Consider the following 17,840-nt stretch of genomic DNA (forward strand, 5'->3'; position numbering starts at 1 on the left):
GTACACTGGCAGAAAATTAGGTTCAACACTTCATGGAGGTAATGTATGGTTGACGGTACAAATTGAACCTTCAGGATGATACGTTATGGAAAGTTATATATATAAAACCCAAAAAGACGAATTGGGCTATTTCCAAATAGAGAATGGGAGTTGTTATACCTTCCCAATGGATAATTCAACAATTCACGTTGGCAAGGGGGATTGGGACCGACATTTTGCCTTTGAAAGACTTGGCTCTAGTTATACAGGAACACAATCTTTGACTGATGAGAACATCCGCGAAGGAATGGCTTATTTTTTAAGTAAGCACTTGGGTAGAGGGGGGATCTCAATAGTTGATAAAATTCAAACTCATGACGCTGGCTTATACTTTTATCGACTTAATAGAGGAGAACCTCTTCTCAGCGACACACAAATCCTAAGTAATTCGCTACTAGATGAAGTGAGAGCATATGAAAACATCACGGAATCACTAATAGATATTTTTCGCACTCTAGAACCTGAAACTAACAATTTCAATGCCTACGGTAATAAAATCCGTGAATTATTAATCATTTCATGTACAGAGGTTGAATATTTATTAAAAAAATTCCTTGCTGACAATAACATCCCCCATGCTGGGTCATTCTATACCACAAGTGATTACGTTTCTTGCTTACCAATACTTAAACTTGAGAAATATTGTGTTGAGGCTATGTTGTTCCCGGGACTAGGCACTCTCACCCCATTCTTAAACTGGAGTGTATCTAAGCCTACCAAATCTCTTTCATGGTATGATGCCTATAACGAAGTTAAGCATGATAGGGGCGGCACAAAAAACAAAGCAACGCTAAAAGCCTTACTAGACTCAATTGCCGCAATTCATATCTTGCTCGAATCTCAATATGGAAAAGAGCTTTTTGAATATAGATTTCAGCATACATTCAGAACTATTTTCCAAACAAAAACAAGACCAACATGGAATTTAATCGACTATGCAACCCCTTTATTAACAAATCAAAAGGTAGAGTGGTTAGCCCCCAAAACATACCCTTAGCCATTTAATAGATATAGGTAAAAATAATTTCTTGTGAGGGCCAGTATTCTGTCATTGAAACCTAGCAAATTTCGACTGGCATAGCGCACTATTGGCCCATTACGATTAATTCGTTCTCGTAAGCCGTAGTGGTGAACACGGGCAATGCGCTGCACTGAGCCGTCAAACTGAACGCTGGCAGAATCCGAGCTGGCAGCGGTTTTCAAGTATTTGGTGGTACGAAGTTTTGCAAACATTTGTCGCTTAATGCGGCCCTTCTTGCTGCGAGCCGTTACCCGGCGTGGTTCATAACTGCTCCCGTCCGGGTTTCGCTGCAACCTGATGTTTTGCTGTTGCGACCGGCGCAGCTCCTGCGCCAGCTGTCGCATCATACGGTTGCGGGCTGCCGGTTCCAGATTCGCCAGCAGGGCCGCCAGCCAGTCATCCACCCTCTGCAGGTCATCCACGTTTCACCGTCCACATTTCGTCGGGTACGTCGGGTTCCGGCACCGCTTCTACGCTCGATACAGTGCCGTCTGTGCTGACAATCACGCGCTCCGTGAGCTGCAGATTGAGGCTGATATCACACAGATCGTTGCTCAGGATATCGACGTCAAAGGTAAAAAGTTTTTCGCGCAGCTCCGGGTTGTTGATGGCGTCCGGTTGATTGGTCATTAACCAGAGCAATACGGGCGCCATCACTAAATTCTGGTTGCCGCTAAAGTCTTCAATCACCACGTTCAGGGTGTAGCGATATTCCCATGACATTGAACGGGCGCCGGTTACGACCAGCGAACCGTTATCAACAAAAAGGTGCAGTTTGTCCGGGTTGTCACGGACATACGCCACCGATTTATTCAGGGCGTTGCGTAAGGACTGCGGCTTGTTCACTGTCTCGCTCCTGACACGTTATGATCGTGTCCACTTTGTCGGCACATATCGCCCAGGCGGCCTCAGTCTCATCCAGCACCTGGTTCAGATCCCCATTACTGCGCGGCACTGACCTGTCCAGGCGGCACTGCGTCACTTTTGGACAACCACTCACGGTAAGCTGCACCTCCGGCGAGGGCCGGGCGGTCCCGCAGCCGGATAATGTCAGCAGGCAAAGGAGTGTCAGCCCAGCGGCGTAAATCCTCTTTTTCACGTTTTAGTTCCTCGATCCGGCGCTGGCGACTCCGCAACAGTGCGGAAGTCTCCTCCGCTGCAGCATAAAGTTGCATCTGCGCCCTGCTGTTGGTTTCGGAAAGAATGGACAGGCTGATGAGCTGGCTGTTTTTCTTCGCCAGCTCCTGCTTGTTCTTTTTAAGCGCCTCAGCCTGCGTCCCGATGGTGTGATCGGCATTGTTAAGCCGCCATGACTGCCAGCCCAGCAATGCCAGCACCAGAGCCAGGATCACCGCCAGCGCGCGCGTCATGCCCCTGCCCCTTTAAGACACCAGGCAAGCTCACGGGCGCGCCGGTTTTCCAGCCCTTTATTCCGTTGACCATTTACATAAACCCAGCGGGGGAGCTGGTTGCACGCCTGCCACCATTGCTGGCGATTGATGTAAGAAACCATTGTTGACCGGCAGATTGCCCCCGTTCCGACATTGAAACCGATACTGATCAGGGCATCGTAAACATGCTGAGGTGGCTTAACCTGCAGGCAGGCTTCAATCCTTTTTTCCGTCAGCAACACGTTATTAATCAGCCCCTGCGCGGCCTGTCGCTCCGTTATGGTTTTGCCCGGCACAACCCCGGACGTATTGCCGATCCCGTCAGTCCAGACCCCGGCGCTGCACTGGTATGGCTGCAGGCGGCACCCTTCCAAATCAGCAATCAGTTTCAGCCCCTCAACAGAGATATGAAGCGACTGAAAGCCCGGTAGCGTGACGGCAATCGCCAGCACCGCGCCGACCATGCAACGCTTAACGATTGAAGGACTCATATTCCCCCCTGGTTATTCTGCCGTCCCGCAGCAGCTGGTACGCTTTCCAGCGTAAATAACAGGTCACCGCTGCAGTAATAATCCCCAGCGCAAGACCGGTAATGGTCGATACATCTTTAAGAGACAAATCGCCGAGCCATGCCAGAAGCAGGGCAACGCAGTAAGTGATAAAGGCGCTGATTCGTTCAAGCGTCATAGTTCAGTCCCATAACTGGACAGTCTGCGCAGTGGTTGACGCCGTAATGTCCGGCAGCTCCACCTGCAGCCCGTGCGGTAAAAAGGGGCCATACTCAGCCAGCCCCGGATTCGCCTGCAGCACCTGTTCAGTGACTCCCTGCGTGCGCCCGTAATGGCGCCAGCAGAGTGCGTCCACCGTGTCATACTGATGCGCACGCACTTTCATCAAATCAGCTCCACCGTCATATGTGGCATATCGCGCAGGCGGGACTCCGCCCAGCGCACATCGCGCCACAGCTCGCCTAAGGTTGTTTCGATATCTTCGGCTTTCTTGCTTCCGTCGCCGGTTGCGTCAAAATCGCGATAGCGCTCAACCAGGTTTGCTTTTGCCCAGCAAAACACCGCACGGCGATACAGCATGAGCCGCTGGCTTTCGCCGTCGATCACATCAGCAGGGACGTCGGCCAGGCTTGCATACCCCTGCACCCGTTGTTTCTCGCGGAACTCATAAAGATCGGCGTTAACTTCAGCAATCGCTGTCAGCAACGCCAGACGCAGGCGTGGATCGGTGACACTCCCATCCATGCGCATATCACGGCGGAACTCTGAAACCCTGACATCAGGCCAGAAACTGGTGTTTTTAATAACGTCCTGGGTACTTTCCCCGGCCTGTTCCGGCGAAACGAATTGCATATTTCTGGCACTCCCAAATGGTTGGGCGGTGGACGGGGTTTTGACGCGGCATAAAGCCTGTCGCCACCCCGTGCCGCCCCGCGCGTTGGCACGATTCGTTAAGCCGACATTGCCTGTCGCAATCGGCTTTCAAGCTTGTTGATTTCGGTTTTGACGCCAGAACTGTTATCCAGCTGCAGGGCACGCTTCAGATGGTTAAGTGCCGCCACTGCCTGATCGTTATTCCGCAGCGCGTAGCCCATCGCCTTATGAAGTCGGGCGCGGGACTGATCCGGCATATCCTGACCTTCAACGATATCGAGCACCTGGGTAAGAATGGCGGCACTGAATGATTCACCGGCAGAAAAAGCGCGCATTGCCGCGTCGGCAAACTCTTCGGCAACAGCGGTCCCGCAGGTCCGGTTGAAGCGCTGCGGCAGGACCCAGCCGTGTTTGATGGCATGACGGGCAATGTCCAGCGCGCCGGTATAGTCTCCGGCATCAATGCGCCAGATCATGACGTACATCGCCACGTCGTCCTGGCCTGACGCGTCAGCATCCAGCAAACCGGCAATCCATGAGGCATAAGCGGGAAGAAACTCACGTTTGAGCTGAGCCTTGCGCTCATTTGACTGGACGGTTTTAAGGCGCCTGCGGTGTTCTGTCAGCTGTAACAGCATCTGGTTATAACCCGTCATACTGGCTTTACTGCCGCCCTGCCGGGCGGCATCCTGTGCCTGTACATACTGAGTGTGAGCACGGAACGGATTCATTTATCACGCTCCGGCGCCAGTGCCGCCCGTATTCTGAGCATCAAGCGCGCCCTGCACTGCTGCAGCAACGATGGTCTGAATATTTTCAGCCGTCAGCGCCGCGCCTGGATTGCCGTCTGCCTGCGCTGGTAACATCTCGATGTTCTCAACCAGGCAAACGCCATCGTAATCTTCGACAACATACGCCTCGTTAACGGATTCGTAGTTCTCCACGCGGTCACGCTTCGGATTGTCGATAACTGAACGACGACGGGTACCGGCTTGCCAGTAAATAGACAGGTTATCCAGACGGGTGATCAGCATGGCGTTAGCCGGGAAGAACGGCGCGCGAACGGCCGGGAGGTTGCCGATACGCTTCTGGCTGATGATGAGATCGGCCGCCATCGCTTCGCTGTTTGGCTGGTCGCGGTTGACGATCGGGAAATATTTATCCGCCAGCAACTGGCGCCCGACGATAACCACAAGCTCTGTATCTTCCTGATACCACGGCGCGATTTTCTCATTCACGGCGCCCATAACCAGCGCGTCCAGATTCAGGAAATCGCCGCCTTTACCGACACGGATAGTCTGAGAAACCACCTCGCCCTCGGACACGATTTTGTCCACAACCTGAACGGGTTTCTCCTGGCGGATTTTCTCCAGCCAGCCGATATTCACATCCTGCAGCAGCGGATAGGTCTTGCGGTCTGACGTTTTTTCACGCTTCACGCCGTTGAAGCCGATCATGATGCGGTCAAGCGCCTGGCGAATAATGATGGCGTCACGGATGCGCGTCTGGAAGTCCTGGAATTTAGCCCACAAATCCAGTTTTGCATAAGGCAGCGCCGTATCAGAGTTAGTCTGGGTACACTTGTACCCTTCACCGTCGATGTAAGTCGGATCAACGGGTTCACGGTCTTTCTGGGTGGTATCAGTATTACCGGCGATACTGGCGCCAATCCCCAGCCCCAGACGTTCGCCGGACTGCTCATCAACCGGGATAATGTTGATTTTCTGCAGGAACGAGGAAGACTCCTGGATTTTCGTTTCCAGCGTCTGCGCAACGGACGGCTCTGCCGTATATTTTGAGGTGATACCGCTCACAGGCACACCATTGAGTGTGGCGAGCTGCGTCAGATAGCCGTTGAATTTAAAACGTGTCTCTTTTTTCATTGTGCTTTTGCTCCGTCAGCAATCGGTGGTTTGTTCTGCGCCGTTATTGCCGGTCGCATCAGGGCGGCGTTCGCTGCGGCTGTCCTGAGTGGAAAGCTGCTCACGCAGGGTGGAGAGTGCGTTGGTTGTCTCATCAACAACCTTCTGCATATCGCTCAGCTTGTTGCTGAAATCGGTTTGATGGGTGCTGACCTGCTCCGCCAGCGTCTGATGCTCACGCGCGATGGTTTCAACAGCCTGATTCACATCAGCAAAGCGGGCGTTATCATCGGCGCCTTTGCGGGACAGCAGCTCTTTCACGCGGGTAAACAGGCTGGTTTTTTCCGGCACGTCCTCAAACTCGATGAGCGTTTCAACAGCAGCGGTAAACAGGTTGTCTTTGTCCAGCTTGCGGCGCGCCAGGGGGTTATGTTCTGCGCTGGCGCTGAACTGCAGCATTTCAGTGCCGAGGCTTGCCGGATCGTCAGTAATCGCCAGGCCAACCAGATAAGCAGAGCCGGTATCGGCAAAGCTGGTGTTAACTTCCATTGAGGTGAAAAGCTTCTGCCAGTTGCTGGTCATCGTGACCAGATCGTCAGTCGGGGCAATCCAGCCATACAGCGCCATTTTACCGGACAATGCCCCTTCGGTAATTTCTTCCGCTTCCAGCTTTTCCACCATGCCAAAACGACGGAAGGGCCCATCAGGAGTAAAGCCCTTGATGTGCTCCATATTGATCAGCGCGGTGTATACCTGCGGGTTATAGCTCGCTGCCATCTGGGTGAGCCATTCACGCTCAATAACGCGCCCGTCAGTAGTGGCCCCTTCGACCCCAATACGAAAACGCTTAGATTTTTTTGCCATCGGTCCGGCTCCGGTTAGTTAGTTCGTAACACGTTCAGAGCCTTATGTTTGCGGTGATGGGCGCGTGTAAACAACGCGTTGGGCTTGTGCGAACTCCCACACAATGCGAAGCCGGGGAAAGTGCTGATTTGAGGCCGTATGTTTGTGCCATGACAACACTGACCCCCGCAGACCTCGATCCCCGTCGTCAGGCAATGCTGATGTACTTTCAGGGATACCGCGTAGCCCGCATTGCTGAAATGCTGGGCGAGAAAGTTGCAACCGTTCACAGCTGGAAAAAACGCGATAAGTGGGGCGAATATGGCCCACTGGATCAGATGCAGCTCACCACCGCCGCACGTTACTGCCAGCTCGTCATGAAGGAGCAGAAGGAAGGAAAGGATTTTAAAGAAATTGACCTTCTGGCGCGTCAGTCCGAACGACAGGCCAGAATCGGCAAATTTAACAATGGCGGGAATGAAGCAGACCTGAATCCGAACGTGGCGAACCGCAATAAAGGCCCGCGCAAGCCGCCGGAAAAAAACCTGTTTACCGACGAGCAGATCGAAAAGCTGGAAGAGATTTTCCGCGCCGGTATGTTCGAGTACCAGCGCCACTGGTGGGACGCTGGCATCAAACACCGTATCCGCAACCTCTTAAAGTCACGCCAGATCGGTGCAACCTACTATTTCGCCCGTGAAGCGTTGATAGACGCCCTGACCACGGGCCGAAATCAAATCTTTCTGTCAGCGAGTAAAGCTCAGGCGCACGTTTTTAAACAGTACATCATCGACTTTGCAAAAGAGGTGGACGTTGAACTGAAAGGCGATCCGATGGTGCTGCCTAACGGCGCGTGTCTTTACTTCCTCGGTACAAATGCCCGTACCGCGCAGAGCTATCACGGCAATCTGTATCTTGATGAGTATTTCTGGATTCCGAAATTCCAGGAGCTGCGCAAGGTGGCCTCCGGTATGGCGCTGCACAAAAAATGGCGTCAAACCTATTTCTCTACCCCTTCCAGCCTGACGCACAGCGCCTACCCGTTCTGGTCTGGCGCCCTGTTCAATAAAGGGCGCCCGAAAGCCGACAGGGTAGAATTTGACATTTCTCACAGTAGCCTGGCGCACGGCGTTTTATGCCCTGACGGCCAGTACCGCCAGATAGTCACCATTGAGGATGCCGTAAACGGCGGGTGTAACCTTTTCGACCTGGACCAGCTGCGCCTGGAGTACAGCCCGGACGAATACAACAACCTGCTGATGTGTCAGTTTGTTGACGACCTGGCGTCCGTGTTCCCGCTGGCGTTGCTGCAGTCCTGCATGGTTGACAGCTGGGATGTGTGGGACGATTTCGAGCCGCTTTTACTGCGTCCGTTTGCATACCACCCTGTCTGGATCGGCTATGACCCGGCAAAAGGAACGCAGAACGGTGACAGCGCCGGTTGCGTGGTCATCGCGCCTCCCGTCGTTCCCGGCGGTAAATTCCGTATCCTTGAGCGTCACCAGTGGCGCGGGATGGACTTTCGCGCCCAGGCCTCAGCGATTGAGGAAATCACCAGACGCTACAACGTGACCTACATCGGCATTGACTCGACCGGCGTTGGCGATGGCGTTTACAAAACGGTTAAGCAGTTTTTCCCTGCCGCGCGTGAGTTTGTCTACAACCCGACCGTAAAAAATGCCCTGGTGCTTAAAGCCTACGACATCATCAGCGGGCGCCGTCTGGAGTTTGACGCGGGAATGCTGGATATCGCGCAGTCCTTTATGTCCATTCGCCGTTCAACCACCGCCAGTGGCAACCGGCCAACCTACGAAGCAGCCCGCACAGAGGAAGCCAGCCACGCGGATTTAGCCTGGGCAACCATGCACGCACTTTATAACGAACCACTGGCAGGAGCTTCCGCCAGTACCAGCAACATTGTGGAGATTTTTTAATGGCTAACCGCAAAAACCGCAGCAAGGCACCGCGCGGCCAGACCGCCACCGATACGGCCAACATGGTCAGTAATGCACATGCGGAGGCGTTTACGTTTGGCGATCCGATCCCCGTGATGGACCGCCGGGAGTTATTTGATTACCTGGAGTGCGTGCAGGTAGACCGCTGGTACGAACCACCGATCAGCATGGATGGCCTGGCGCGAACTTACCGCGCCGCCGTGCATCACTCCAGCGCTATTCAGGTAAAACGCAATATTCTTACCAGTACCTTCATTCCTCACCGCTGGCTGTCTAAACAAGCCTTTTCCCGGTTCGCCCAGGACTTTCTGGTATTCGGTAATGCCTACCTTGAAAAACGCATGAACCGGTTAGGGCAGATCATGGAGCTGCGCGCCTCGCTTGCCAAATATACCCGTCGTGGCATTGACCCGGACATCTACTGGTTTGCACAGTATGGCTACAACTCACAGCCCTATCAATTCGATGAGGGAAGCGTGTTTCACCTGATGGAACCCGACGTTAACCAGGAGCTTTACGGGATGCCCGAATACCTCTCCGCCATTCCCTCCGCCCTGCTGAATGAATCGGCCACGCTGTTTCGCCGGAAATATTACCTTAACGGGAGCCATGCTGGTTTCATCATGTACATGAGCGACCCCGCAGCCGATCAGAAAGACGTGGACAACATACGCGAAGCACTGAAAAAATCGAAAGGGCCAGGCAACTTCCGCAACCTGTTTATGTACAGCCCTAACGGCAAGAAAGACGGCATTCAGATCATCCCGCTGTCAGAAGTCGCCGCGAAAGATGAGTTTCTTAACATCAAGAATGTGAGCCGTGATGACATGCTGGCAGCTCATCGCGTGCCGCCGCAGCTGATGGGGATTATGCCTAATAACGTTGGCGGTTTTGGCGATGTAGAAAAGGCGAGCCGTGTATTTGTTCGTAATGAATTGACTGCACTTCAAAAAAGATTAATGGAAGTAAATGAATGGGTTAAAGAAGAAATTATCCAGTTTGATGAGTATAGACTTAGTGAAGGTTGAATAAAGAAATGAAAACTGGCTGTAATAACAGCCAGTTCATACACCTGCGCCAATAAAGTCTCCATAAGACTCATCTTCAAGACTGATGTATTCCACCCTCCACTGATCCATTCTTCGCAAGGCATAAAGTGAAAAATGAGTATCAGCAACTGCTACACAATTAGTTAATTCGATGAGTTCCGAATGCCCCTGTTTCGGATCACCATAGAATTTAAAAAATAGCTCTTTCAAAGCAAGACAGGTATTTTCTGCAGCAGTTCTTGCATCTGGACCGCCCTCTGTCGCATCGTACACCACATTGATGGCAAGCTCGTAAGGTTCACCTTCCTCGAGATCGATGAATCTCTCCTCACCCAAATCAAAAAACACACCAATCAAATGCTCTGAGTTTGTTGAAATTATGTCAGCAACTGCTTTTTCAAAAACGAATTTAACATCTTCGCCATTTTTTTCCAGGTCAAAGGCGCGCAACCGCTCTTCGAAGGAGTCAGGGAACGCGGGACGACCGTACTTAGCAGCTAACCACTGTTTAAGTCCCTGTTTCTCTTCTGACGAAATAGTATATGCCGGATCATTTTCCGTAAAAGGGAAATCCTTTTTAGAAATTATTGCTTTCCTTTCATGTCGAAGTTCAACTGCCCCTTTCTTAGGGCTTTCAGGGTTCTCAAAACAAAGATCAAGGATTCTTGGGTGTTTTGCTCTCTTCATCTTGCTTGACCCCTTTTTCAAGGGGCCAAACATGAGTTCAACATTCTTTTCAGAATCACTCTGTAAATCACAATCATGTGTAATAACAACAACTTTATGGTTAGTTTCATCAGGGCTCAGAAGTCCAAGTGAAACGGCATCATCATGTTTAAGAACATGCCCCTGACGCCATGATGTTCCTCGTACCAACATAAATGTGATTTATTCCTCTACAGTGCCAGGAATTGAAACAGATGATTTCCAACCATCTGTAGGCTTCGCCTTACTTGCTGCAAAATTGGCGGCCTCTGCAGCCGCATTCATCGCTTTAGATTCATCAATCAGTATCTGGACAGGCTTATGCCAATCTTCTCCTTCCTTGACCAAGTCCATTAACGACCGGCCATTGAAGGCTTTCATTTTGACTAACATTTTTGCATCAGCGATTCCTGCCTCAGAAAAGGCATCAGCAATGTTACTCAGATTTGTGATAACAAGCGTTTTGACGTCATCTTCAGGCTGATTTTCTCCAGAAAGCCACTTATAGAGAGCTTGTCGTGTTATCCCCAAATCCTTTGCCAATTCAGACATTGAAGGGGACAGAATCTCTCGTATATTAGCCAAATGCTGGGCAACGCTTCTTACATCAACATCAGGGGCAGAAGCAGAAAAAATCAATGCATCACTTGAGTCAAAAGCAAACTGAACCCTTGGCTGTACATAATGACGCCAATGCTTATACCCATCAACTGGATAAGAGGCACCAGTACCAACAAGCAATAATGAGGCAGCGACCACGATACCCGGCATTTTCGAACTGTTTTGCGTACAACTCAGCGGAGGAGTCGCATAACGCTCGATTCGTCCAGTACCGCCAGTAGGAGTTGCAAACATATTAATTCCTCCGATGTATCATTTCCATTTTGCCCAAGCAAAATCTGAAACCATACCTTTAAACGCTTCTTTAACTTTACTATGCAAGGAAAGTATCTGTTCTTCAACCATTTGCAAGTCAAATGGCATATTACCTTCTACATAGTGATCAGTATCAATGACCGCATGACGACGCTGTTCCGTATCTCTAAACCTTGGTAGTGCAACCAAACCATTAGGCACCATGTCCGGAGGAAAACCAAGTTGAGTGTTCGTTTTGTAAATACGCGAAACCATGAAGCCATTTTGAATCATTGGTCCCACGGAAGTTTGATATACGGCCTCCTGTAAGGATTGAATAGGAGTTAATCCAAGGTTAACCCCATGCAATTCATTTACGAGGTATTGTTCTATAACCTCTTCACCTTCAGGAAATACAGCATCAAGATATCTTAGCCCAATACGGCTCACCAAGGACGGCCTTGCAAACTCAAGAACTTTACTAAGTCCCAGCATCAGTGCAGAAACAAATGGTTCGTGCGTATTATAGTCCGTTGTATGAAAGGTAATAAAGTCGTTACCTATGACGAACCCAGCAGTTCTTTCAGCGTTAAAGATTATCCACTGCGTGACGGGCTCAAATGAATGAACCGGCGGCTCGTTCGGATTAACGATCTCGAACTTTAGTTGGGTAGTACTTTGAGTCTCATAAAAAGGGTAGCCCTCAACTCGCAACGCTTCCTGTATGTCAGGAATGTACATGGCCATTTTTGCCACAGGCGTGAACTTAGCCTGTACCAATGCGTAATAAACGGGCGCATTGGACATGCGTTCAGTGTTAGCACTCATGTCGCCCTCCTTGATAATGTTTCATTTAATATCTCTTGTTTCATGACGCCTAGTTTACACATAGGTTGACACTTTCTCCACCGATAAGTTCACGATTACATCGATAGTACGGGCCTATAGATTCGAAAAGGAACAATACCGCTTTCCACGAACGCGCGCTCGTAGCCCCGCCACGCCTGCCCGCTTTATGTAGTGGTTTTCATGCGCCTGCATGACATAAGCAAAAGCCCGCCATTCCTGGCGGGCCCCAGCTAAAACGATCCTCAAACGATCATGCGGATTCATGCGCCATAGTCATGCACAAGATCCCATTTCGGAAAAAAACTTCCGACATGCCTGCTTGCACTCCTATCAGAGTCTTTTTTTAACAACCAGTTATGACATATTTTAAACCGTCCATTACCGGGAATGAAGATTGCAGACCCGATCCATTATAAAAATCAGGAGTATAAAAAAATGTCTGTTCACAAGATCTCTGGAGCGTTTTACCAAGATAAGCAAGTGGAATGGCCATGCCCGCAGTGCGGACAAAAAACCCTGCAAATAATTACCGAAAGCTTTGTCCTTAAAGACACGCACGCTACGATCAAATACAGAAGCGAAGAGTGGTTTGAACCAGATATGGACTCATCAGTTTTCAGTTGCATGGCCCGCTGCTCAAGAAAACAATGTGGCGAAGTTGTTGCCTGCACAGGCAAAGGGGGATGGGAGCAGGGCTGGGATGAAAGCACAAATCAAGATGAATACTATCAGTGGTATAAACCTTTCACATTCTTCCCCACTCTTCACCCTTTTGAACTACCTGAGAAGTGCCCAGAAGAAATTTCAGAGCCACTTGAAGCCTCATTCTCCATTTTCTTAGTACAGCCTGGGGCTGCAGCAAATCTTATCCGGATTTCAGTTGAAAGAATGCTAACAGCAATGGGGGTTGCAGAACGGAATGACAAGGATAAACGCATCACATTACACCACCGATTAAAGATGCTTCCAGAATTATATAGCTCGTTTTCAGAGCAACTTATGGCTATAAAATTCTTAGGCAATGCCGGGAGTCATACCTATGACGGAGTTAAAACTGGAGACATTGAAGATGCGTTTGTGATTATGGAGTATGTAGTTAGCGATTTGTTCTCCGGCAAGAAAGAGTCAGTTGAAGTCCTGACAAAGCGATTAAGCGATAAATTTAAAGAATAAAATAAAAGTCAGGGCGGCCAGCTGCTTATTTCAAGCCTTTCCCCCTGACAAGCTTACCTACTAGGTTTAATCAAATAGAGAATAATTCGCATCAAATTCATCGCTTCGCTGCTCTACCCTGGTGACTTCCATCAAAGACCCCAGGCCGTCATACAGCGAAACGGGAAATTCCAGCTCAAGCCAGAAGCAGTCCTCATAGGTGCGGCCCAACCAAAACCCCCCGCCGCACTCTTTTGGACGCTGAAAAAAGACCCAGCCGCCAGGGGTAAACCGTTCCAGCATCTGGCCCCGATAGATAATCTGGTGATTACTGTCTTTTTTACCCATGGCTAACGCCTCGCTACTCTCGTTATTCAACCTTGCTGACGCCAGAAATAAGTTCTTACGCCAGCAACGCTCCTTAATGTAACCAGCTGTCGTCTTCCCAAACCTGCTGCATAATTTCCATCACTCGCTTTTTGTCTTCATCAAGCTTTAAGCCGCTCAACTTAACGCCGTTTGCCGACCCTTTACGGATGCGGATCGCTGTCTTTGGATAGATGGGCTGCAGGTTGCGGTAAAGTTCGGACTCCAGAGCGTCCAGAGTTGCCTGGCTAATCTTCTGCTCTTTATCGATCATTATCTCAATTCGCATAGGGACCCCCTAACTGGAAACATCCATTGACCGACCATATTCATGGGTACGAATTTTCGCCATAAGCTCATCGGTCAACTCAGAAACCCACTGGATAGCCAGCCGCTTTTCTTCGTCGTTACACTCACTAGCCGCTACAAGCTTGATAAAAAAATCAATGCGCTGGAGCTTCAACGACTCCAAAAGGTAATCCTGCATTTTCCCTCCTATCACTACTATCGGATAAACATAACTGTATGTATATCCACTGTTTATATATACAGTATAGTGGGCATTTCTATTTGTAAAATCCTTTTTTCAATTTCAATCAGATACCTCTGAGGGGATCACTAAACCGGAAGATACAGACGATACTCACGAATACCACTGCCGCCATTTATTATCTTCCTGCAGGCGCTGGTTGCGGTAGAAAAGACGTAACCCAGCCCCAGACGGAATACTGCCACCACGTAGAAGCAGATCCACCTCCGTTTCACTCGCTTCAAACCCTCTGGACCTCAGTTCAGCATCGAGCTGATGGCGCTGGAGATCGTTAATTTCTTGCTTGTACCCTTTCCACCGCTTCGGTTTTACCAGCCTCAGCCGGGCTGTCAGCTCCCGCCGTTCCTTAGCGCTCAGTTCGTGGAGATTCGGCAGCGCCTCCGGTTCTTTGGTTTCAGGTAATTTGCCCCCTGATTGGTTCAAAATTTCAACAGGGGGACAGTTATTGCCACGAGTCCAAGGGGCGCAAGCGCCCTGGTCGGCTGCCGCCTCCTGAACGTCAACGGCCTTACGAACCTTTTTCCACTTCACCGCGTGCGTGCAAATCTTGCCCTCTGCAATCGGGGACCAGATTCCATAGATACGGATACCGTGATCGCCGTAGGTACTCGGCTCGTCGTTAAGCTCATAAGCCGTGCGGACAAGGTGATGTTTGCGGGGAACCAGCACACCGCCCTGCTTCATGATGTAGGTGGCAAAGCAGCCCGCATCAGCTGCCGCCAGTACCGCATCCAGACGCGGGTTATCCAGTACCGGTGCGCCCGCTTTGCGTTCGCCCTGCACTCTCGCCGCCTGACCAGCCAGCAAGCGCAGCTCCCGGTATGCCTGACGCCCCGGAATACCAAAGAAACGAAATTGCTGGACACGGTGCAGTGACGCCCATGCGCTGACATGCTCGGCGCTGTCACGCAGCGATCTGCCGGTTTCTTTGCTGATTTCTTTAGCCAGCCCGCGCCCGTCAATGTTTTTGCTGATGTATTTAGCGATATAGCTGGTCGGCGTGCCCTTGCGCGGGTTGATAAGCTCGGACTTGAAGCGCGGCCCTGTATTGTTGCCCAGCTCCTCGCGGTCTTCACGGATGGCAAACTTACGCAGCAGCGCGGTGATGGAACGGCGGTCTTTTTTACGCATGAAGCACAGAAGATGCCAGTGCACGGTGCCGTCATGGTGCGGCTCTGCAACGCGGACGCCGTACCAGCGCAGCCCGGCCTTGTGCATTGCCTTGCGAAAAGCGGCGAACGTATCAACCAGATAGTCACTGCTCTGACGGACGGTGGCGCTGGTCCACTTAGGATTAGGTCTGCCGTTGTTGAGGGTTGCGTGGAAGCGTGACGGGCAGGTGATGGTATAGAACACCGCACAGTCTCCGCGCATTTCCGCGATCAGCTCCAGTCCCTTAACACAGGCCATCATTTCATTACGGCGGTGTGCCGGGTTGCTGTTGCTGGCGTTCACCACGTCTTCCATGTCCAGCGTGTCGCCGTCTTCATTGACCAGCTCATGCGAGCGGAAGAACTCCAGCGATTTGCGGCGCTGCTCGCGTTTGTGGATCACGGCTTCATAGCTGACATACGGGGACGCTTTTTTGTTGACAAGGCAGACGGCGCGCAGCTGTTCCTCCCGCCACTCGCAGCGCATCTGCCACAGTTTGCGATACCACCAGTCCGCGCACAACATACGCGCCAGCGATGGTGGGATCAGTTCATAAGGCACCGGCTTGCGGCGGCGCTTTTTGCGGCGTAACTGCTCAAACGCAGGCGGGATGATCTCAAGGCGCATCGCCTCTGCTGCAACCCTTTCCCATGCCTGGCGGATTTCTTCTGGTTTAACATCGTCGCTGACAAACAGATCACCGCAGGCCGCATCAAGACACATGCTCATATGAGCCGCAACCAGCGTGGAAAGACGCTTGACCTGATCCTGATTCATTTCAGGCAGTACCAGCAGCCCCTCCAGCCCGTCATGACTTGCCATGAACCGGAAAGAGGCAGACACCTGACTGTCACGCACGCGCTCCAGCCGCTCAAGACACGGCCTGATTGTTTCGCGCAGGTAGCGGGAATAGGCTTTTGCTCTGCCCAGGCTATGGAAATATTTAATCCGCTCCAGCAGAGGCTTGCTGATATGGGACGGCATGGCGTTAACGTCAGCCAGAATGACCAGATCGGGATTAAAACGCTGCTGCTCGCGCGCCATTTTGGCACGACTAATCAGCCGGTCCTGCTCCATTTCGCGCTGGACAGGATCACGGGATTCATTGAAGAAATAGCGTTCCCAGACCTCATCGCTCAGCGCCTCACGGCGCAGCTGCTCCTGCTCGTTATCCGCAGCGTAAAGAGCAATCAGGTTTGAAAGCGCAGACTCCGGCGCAACTTCCGCCGGGTCCAGATATGGGTTAACCGCTTTTTTGGGGTTATTCCATGAAAAGGCCACGGCGGCCTCATTCGAGCCGCCGGTGGTTGCTACATTGTGGGGCGCGAACTTACCTACCGTCACGCCCGCACCTCTAAAATAACCGAGCACACACCCCCGTGTGTGGAATAAACCCGGTTAAAGCGGGTAGCTCCTGAAACAGCGATGATTTCCACGGCGGACTTACCATCACCGGCAGCCACGCCCATGCTGCGCTTTGCCGTCAGCCGATAGCGGGAGAAATTACGATAGAGAGAACGGGTCAGGGATGTGTCGCTGTTGGACACGATAACCGGATGACCTTCTGATGACCGGCGCTCAAGAATAGACGCCAGATGATACTGGTCGTCCTCTGTAAAACCGGCAGTGTGATAACCGCTAAATGTACCATCGTATGGCGGATCACAATAAACAACATCACCAGCCTGCAGCAGCGCCAGTGTTTCATCATAGCTGGCACAAATAAACGTTGCGCGTTGAGACTTTTCAGCAAAAGCGCGTATTTCATTTTCAGGGAAATACGGATTTTTATAATTACCGTAAGGAACATTAAAATGACCGCTCAAGTTATAGCGGCACAGCCCACGATAACCATGACGATTGAGATAAAGGAAATATACTGCTTTCATGAAATCAGTAATTTCAGAGGAATGATTAAATTCATGCCTAATGTTGTAATAAGCAACTTCTCTATTCGCAATCGCAAAAATATTTTTTGCGCGTGATATGAAAGCTTCACAATCAAGGGCAATTTTTTTATAGAGATTGATAAGATCTGGATTAATATCCGCGACAAGATAATGAGGATAGTCTGTCGCCATCATCACAGCGCAGGAACCCGCAAAAGGTTCAACCAGTCGCAGACCAGCGGGAAGGTGCTTAATCAGTTCCGGCATGATGGCGGTTTTATTTCCCGCCCATTTCAGGATGGTGCTCATACAGCACTTCCATTGTAGTGTTTGCCTTTCAGCTCTGCGATTTCCTGACAGGTGACGCAGCACTGCACGCCCGGAATGGCGTGGCGGCGTGCTGGCGGGATCGGTGCATCGCAATCAATGCAGAGAACACGGGAAACGCCCGGTGTTTTATTGCGGGCGGTGTGGATGTGGCGCTGGCGTTCTTCTTCAACGCGCTGCTGTACAAGGTCCATTGAATCAGCCATCAGTGGATCTCCTGCGCTTCGTTCTGAATCTTCACAGCTTCCTGACGCAGCAACTCAGCCGCTTCCGTGTGGTTAAGCTGACGTGACACGATACGAGCAGCTAAAGAATCCAGACGCGCAGCCATCACATCTGCGCGTCCCCGGCGTTCTTCTTTGCGTGCCTCAGTTAGCAGCAGGTTGAGTCCAGCATCATCTGCTCCGGTTTTAGTGGTACGAGTTTCAATATTTCGCATAGTTGTTTCTCCTG

Annotated in this window: 25 protein-coding genes; 4 read left to right on the forward strand and 21 right to left on the reverse strand. The window is 51.1% G+C overall.

Features of this window, described 5'->3' with window-relative positions; translation table 11 throughout:
* The first annotated feature begins 85 nt into the window (after positions 1 to 85).
* A complete protein-coding gene (locus tag ACQG2G_RS18785) occupies positions 86 to 1,036 on the forward strand; it encodes a hypothetical protein (RefSeq protein WP_161669893.1) in 951 nt (316 codons plus the stop codon).
* Here ACQG2G_RS18785 and ACQG2G_RS18790 read toward each other — a convergent pair.
* From ACQG2G_RS18790 to ACQG2G_RS18840, 11 genes are all read right to left on the reverse strand, one after another.
* Complete coding sequence (locus tag ACQG2G_RS18790; protein ID WP_161669891.1) at positions 1,033 to 1,482, reverse strand: phage virion morphogenesis protein; 450 nt, start codon at positions 1,480 to 1,482, stop codon at positions 1,033 to 1,035. The two genes, ACQG2G_RS18785 and ACQG2G_RS18790, sit on opposite strands and share 4 nt — an antisense overlap.
* Positions 1,475 to 1,906 (reverse strand): phage tail protein, encoded by a 432-nt coding sequence (locus tag ACQG2G_RS18795; RefSeq protein ID WP_161669889.1) that lies wholly within the window; start codon positions 1,904 to 1,906, stop codon positions 1,475 to 1,477. Before ACQG2G_RS18795 ends, ACQG2G_RS18790 begins: the two co-directional genes overlap by 8 nt.
* Entirely contained in the window at positions 1,869 to 2,117 is a 249-nt protein-coding gene (gene lysC, locus ACQG2G_RS18800; RefSeq protein WP_236651361.1) for an Rz1-like lysis system protein LysC, read from the reverse strand. Before lysC ends, ACQG2G_RS18795 begins: the two co-directional genes overlap by 38 nt.
* A complete protein-coding gene (lysB, locus tag ACQG2G_RS18805) occupies positions 2,002 to 2,430 on the reverse strand; it encodes an Rz-like lysis system protein LysB (protein WP_161669887.1) in 429 nt (142 codons plus the stop codon). The genes lysC and lysB overlap by 116 nt, the downstream gene beginning before the upstream one ends.
* The gene (locus ACQG2G_RS18810) at positions 2,427 to 2,942 is read right to left on the reverse strand and encodes a lysozyme (protein ID WP_161669885.1); all 516 of its coding nucleotides are present in this window, start codon (positions 2,940 to 2,942) and stop codon (positions 2,427 to 2,429) included. The genes lysB and ACQG2G_RS18810 overlap by 4 nt, the downstream gene beginning before the upstream one ends.
* Positions 2,923 to 3,138, reverse strand: a complete 216-nt coding sequence (locus tag ACQG2G_RS18815) for a hypothetical protein (protein ID WP_161669883.1) — start codon at positions 3,136 to 3,138, stop codon at positions 2,923 to 2,925. Before ACQG2G_RS18815 ends, ACQG2G_RS18810 begins: the two co-directional genes overlap by 20 nt.
* A gap of 3 nt (positions 3,139 to 3,141) precedes the next feature.
* On the reverse strand, positions 3,142 to 3,345 hold the full coding sequence (locus ACQG2G_RS18820) for a tail protein X (protein WP_000868184.1): 204 nt from the start codon (positions 3,343 to 3,345) through the stop codon (positions 3,142 to 3,144).
* Positions 3,345 to 3,812, reverse strand: coding sequence for a head completion/stabilization protein (locus ACQG2G_RS18825; RefSeq protein WP_161669881.1), 468 nt, complete (start codon positions 3,810 to 3,812; stop codon positions 3,345 to 3,347). The genes ACQG2G_RS18820 and ACQG2G_RS18825 overlap by 1 nt, the downstream gene beginning before the upstream one ends.
* 98 nt (positions 3,813 to 3,910) lie before the next feature.
* Positions 3,911 to 4,564, reverse strand: coding sequence for a phage terminase small subunit (gpM, locus tag ACQG2G_RS18830; RefSeq protein WP_161669879.1), 654 nt, complete (start codon positions 4,562 to 4,564; stop codon positions 3,911 to 3,913).
* Between the two features lie 3 nt (positions 4,565 to 4,567).
* Positions 4,568 to 5,716 carry a phage major capsid protein, P2 family gene (locus ACQG2G_RS18835; RefSeq protein ID WP_161669876.1) on the reverse strand — a complete coding sequence of 383 codons (1,149 nt, stop codon included), beginning with the start codon at positions 5,714 to 5,716 and terminating at the stop codon, positions 4,568 to 4,570.
* A 15-nt stretch (positions 5,717 to 5,731) separates the two neighbouring features.
* Positions 5,732 to 6,559 (reverse strand): GPO family capsid scaffolding protein, encoded by an 828-nt coding sequence (locus ACQG2G_RS18840; RefSeq protein WP_161669875.1) that lies wholly within the window; start codon positions 6,557 to 6,559, stop codon positions 5,732 to 5,734.
* A 149-nt stretch (positions 6,560 to 6,708) separates the two neighbouring features.
* Here ACQG2G_RS18840 and ACQG2G_RS18845 point away from each other — a divergent pair, with 149 nt between their 5' ends.
* Together ACQG2G_RS18845 and ACQG2G_RS18850 are read left to right on the forward strand one after the other, a co-directional pair.
* A complete protein-coding gene (locus ACQG2G_RS18845) occupies positions 6,709 to 8,472 on the forward strand; it encodes a terminase ATPase subunit family protein (RefSeq protein ID WP_045334074.1) in 1,764 nt (587 codons plus the stop codon).
* Positions 8,472 to 9,521: a phage portal protein gene (locus ACQG2G_RS18850; RefSeq protein ID WP_014884907.1), complete on the forward strand. Its 1,050-nt coding sequence runs from the start codon at positions 8,472 to 8,474 to the stop codon at positions 9,519 to 9,521. Before ACQG2G_RS18845 ends, ACQG2G_RS18850 begins: the two co-directional genes overlap by 1 nt.
* A gap of 36 nt (positions 9,522 to 9,557) precedes the next feature.
* Here ACQG2G_RS18850 and ACQG2G_RS18855 read toward each other — a convergent pair whose 3' ends face one another.
* From ACQG2G_RS18855 to ACQG2G_RS18865, 3 genes are read right to left on the reverse strand one after another with little or no spacing between them, the layout of a single operon-like run.
* On the reverse strand, positions 9,558 to 10,421 hold the full coding sequence (locus ACQG2G_RS18855; RefSeq protein ID WP_014884908.1) for a hypothetical protein: 864 nt from the start codon (positions 10,419 to 10,421) through the stop codon (positions 9,558 to 9,560).
* Positions 10,422 to 10,430: 9 nt separating this feature from the next.
* The gene (locus ACQG2G_RS18860; protein ID WP_014884909.1) at positions 10,431 to 11,102 is read right to left on the reverse strand and encodes a helix-turn-helix domain-containing protein; all 672 of its coding nucleotides are present in this window, start codon (positions 11,100 to 11,102) and stop codon (positions 10,431 to 10,433) included.
* A gap of 18 nt (positions 11,103 to 11,120) precedes the next feature.
* Positions 11,121 to 11,930, reverse strand: a complete 810-nt coding sequence (locus ACQG2G_RS18865) for a TIGR04255 family protein (RefSeq protein WP_014884910.1) — start codon at positions 11,928 to 11,930, stop codon at positions 11,121 to 11,123.
* 456 nt (positions 11,931 to 12,386) lie between these two features.
* Between ACQG2G_RS18865 and ACQG2G_RS18870 the strand changes: the two genes are divergently transcribed.
* The gene (locus tag ACQG2G_RS18870; protein ID WP_039025460.1) at positions 12,387 to 13,124 is read left to right on the forward strand and encodes a DUF4145 domain-containing protein; all 738 of its coding nucleotides are present in this window, start codon (positions 12,387 to 12,389) and stop codon (positions 13,122 to 13,124) included.
* Positions 13,125 to 13,190: 66 nt separating this feature from the next.
* On the opposite strand, the gene ACQG2G_RS18875 is transcribed toward ACQG2G_RS18870, so the two are convergent.
* The 7 genes from ACQG2G_RS18875 to ACQG2G_RS18905 all read right to left on the reverse strand — a co-directional run bounded on the left by ACQG2G_RS18875 (position 13,191) and on the right by ACQG2G_RS18905 (position 17,826).
* On the reverse strand, positions 13,191 to 13,451 hold the full coding sequence (locus ACQG2G_RS18875) for a hypothetical protein (RefSeq protein WP_063855325.1): 261 nt from the start codon (positions 13,449 to 13,451) through the stop codon (positions 13,191 to 13,193).
* Positions 13,452 to 13,524: 73 nt separating this feature from the next.
* On the reverse strand, positions 13,525 to 13,758 hold the full coding sequence (locus tag ACQG2G_RS18880; protein ID WP_039025458.1) for a DinI family protein: 234 nt from the start codon (positions 13,756 to 13,758) through the stop codon (positions 13,525 to 13,527).
* Between the two features lie 9 nt (positions 13,759 to 13,767).
* A complete protein-coding gene (locus ACQG2G_RS18885) occupies positions 13,768 to 13,956 on the reverse strand; it encodes a hypothetical protein (RefSeq protein ID WP_039025457.1) in 189 nt (62 codons plus the stop codon).
* A gap of 156 nt (positions 13,957 to 14,112) precedes the next feature.
* Positions 14,113 to 16,515, reverse strand: coding sequence for a replication endonuclease (locus tag ACQG2G_RS18890; protein WP_219978520.1), 2,403 nt, complete (start codon positions 16,513 to 16,515; stop codon positions 14,113 to 14,115).
* Positions 16,512 to 17,369 carry a DNA adenine methylase gene (locus ACQG2G_RS18895; protein ID WP_248766641.1) on the reverse strand — a complete coding sequence of 286 codons (858 nt, stop codon included), beginning with the start codon at positions 17,367 to 17,369 and terminating at the stop codon, positions 16,512 to 16,514. Before ACQG2G_RS18895 ends, ACQG2G_RS18890 begins: the two co-directional genes overlap by 4 nt.
* The gene (locus ACQG2G_RS18900; protein WP_248766642.1) at positions 17,366 to 17,593 is read right to left on the reverse strand and encodes a TraR/DksA family transcriptional regulator; all 228 of its coding nucleotides are present in this window, start codon (positions 17,591 to 17,593) and stop codon (positions 17,366 to 17,368) included. The genes ACQG2G_RS18895 and ACQG2G_RS18900 overlap by 4 nt, the downstream gene beginning before the upstream one ends.
* Positions 17,593 to 17,826, reverse strand: a complete 234-nt coding sequence (locus ACQG2G_RS18905; RefSeq protein WP_076751183.1) for a DUF2732 family protein — start codon at positions 17,824 to 17,826, stop codon at positions 17,593 to 17,595. The genes ACQG2G_RS18900 and ACQG2G_RS18905 overlap by 1 nt, the downstream gene beginning before the upstream one ends.
* Positions 17,827 to 17,840 lie beyond the last annotated feature (14 nt).

It is taken from the genome of Enterobacter cloacae complex sp. 382A5, from assembly GCF_050031095.1.
Taxonomy (GTDB): domain Bacteria; phylum Pseudomonadota; class Gammaproteobacteria; order Enterobacterales; family Enterobacteriaceae; genus Enterobacter; species Enterobacter cloacae.

What these genes read in the sequence shown, in the direction of transcription:
- ACQG2G_RS18785 (WP_161669893.1), top strand. Translation starts at nt 86, where the DNA reads ATGGAAAGTTATATATATAAAACCCAAAAAGACGAATTGGGCTATTTC.
- lysB (WP_161669887.1), bottom strand. Translation starts at nt 2,430, where the DNA reads ATGACGCGCGCGCTGGCGGTGATCCTGGCTCTGGTGCTGGCATTGCTG.
- ACQG2G_RS18810 (WP_161669885.1), bottom strand. Translation starts at nt 2,942, where the DNA reads ATGAGTCCTTCAATCGTTAAGCGTTGCATGGTCGGCGCGGTGCTGGCG.
- ACQG2G_RS18815 (WP_161669883.1), bottom strand. Translation starts at nt 3,138, where the DNA reads ATGACGCTTGAACGAATCAGCGCCTTTATCACTTACTGCGTTGCCCTG.
- ACQG2G_RS18820 (WP_000868184.1), bottom strand. Translation starts at nt 3,345, where the DNA reads ATGAAAGTGCGTGCGCATCAGTATGACACGGTGGACGCACTCTGCTGG.
- ACQG2G_RS18825 (WP_161669881.1), bottom strand. Translation starts at nt 3,812, where the DNA reads ATGCAATTCGTTTCGCCGGAACAGGCCGGGGAAAGTACCCAGGACGTT.
- gpM (WP_161669879.1), bottom strand. Translation starts at nt 4,564, where the DNA reads ATGAATCCGTTCCGTGCTCACACTCAGTATGTACAGGCACAGGATGCC.
- ACQG2G_RS18835 (WP_161669876.1), bottom strand. Translation starts at nt 5,716, where the DNA reads ATGAAAAAAGAGACACGTTTTAAATTCAACGGCTATCTGACGCAGCTC.
- ACQG2G_RS18840 (WP_161669875.1), bottom strand. Translation starts at nt 6,559, where the DNA reads ATGGCAAAAAAATCTAAGCGTTTTCGTATTGGGGTCGAAGGGGCCACT.
- ACQG2G_RS18845 (WP_045334074.1), top strand. Translation starts at nt 6,709, where the DNA reads ATGACAACACTGACCCCCGCAGACCTCGATCCCCGTCGTCAGGCAATG.
- ACQG2G_RS18850 (WP_014884907.1), top strand. Translation starts at nt 8,472, where the DNA reads ATGGCTAACCGCAAAAACCGCAGCAAGGCACCGCGCGGCCAGACCGCC.
- ACQG2G_RS18855 (WP_014884908.1), bottom strand. Translation starts at nt 10,421, where the DNA reads ATGTTGGTACGAGGAACATCATGGCGTCAGGGGCATGTTCTTAAACAT.
- ACQG2G_RS18860 (WP_014884909.1), bottom strand. Translation starts at nt 11,102, where the DNA reads ATGTTTGCAACTCCTACTGGCGGTACTGGACGAATCGAGCGTTATGCG.
- ACQG2G_RS18865 (WP_014884910.1), bottom strand. Translation starts at nt 11,930, where the DNA reads ATGAGTGCTAACACTGAACGCATGTCCAATGCGCCCGTTTATTACGCA.
- ACQG2G_RS18870 (WP_039025460.1), top strand. Translation starts at nt 12,387, where the DNA reads ATGTCTGTTCACAAGATCTCTGGAGCGTTTTACCAAGATAAGCAAGTG.
- ACQG2G_RS18875 (WP_063855325.1), bottom strand. Translation starts at nt 13,451, where the DNA reads ATGGGTAAAAAAGACAGTAATCACCAGATTATCTATCGGGGCCAGATG.
- ACQG2G_RS18880 (WP_039025458.1), bottom strand. Translation starts at nt 13,758, where the DNA reads ATGCGAATTGAGATAATGATCGATAAAGAGCAGAAGATTAGCCAGGCA.
- ACQG2G_RS18885 (WP_039025457.1), bottom strand. Translation starts at nt 13,956, where the DNA reads ATGCAGGATTACCTTTTGGAGTCGTTGAAGCTCCAGCGCATTGATTTT.
- ACQG2G_RS18895 (WP_248766641.1), bottom strand. Translation starts at nt 17,369, where the DNA reads ATGAGCACCATCCTGAAATGGGCGGGAAATAAAACCGCCATCATGCCG.
- ACQG2G_RS18900 (WP_248766642.1), bottom strand. Translation starts at nt 17,593, where the DNA reads ATGGCTGATTCAATGGACCTTGTACAGCAGCGCGTTGAAGAAGAACGC.
- ACQG2G_RS18905 (WP_076751183.1), bottom strand. Translation starts at nt 17,826, where the DNA reads ATGCGAAATATTGAAACTCGTACCACTAAAACCGGAGCAGATGATGCT.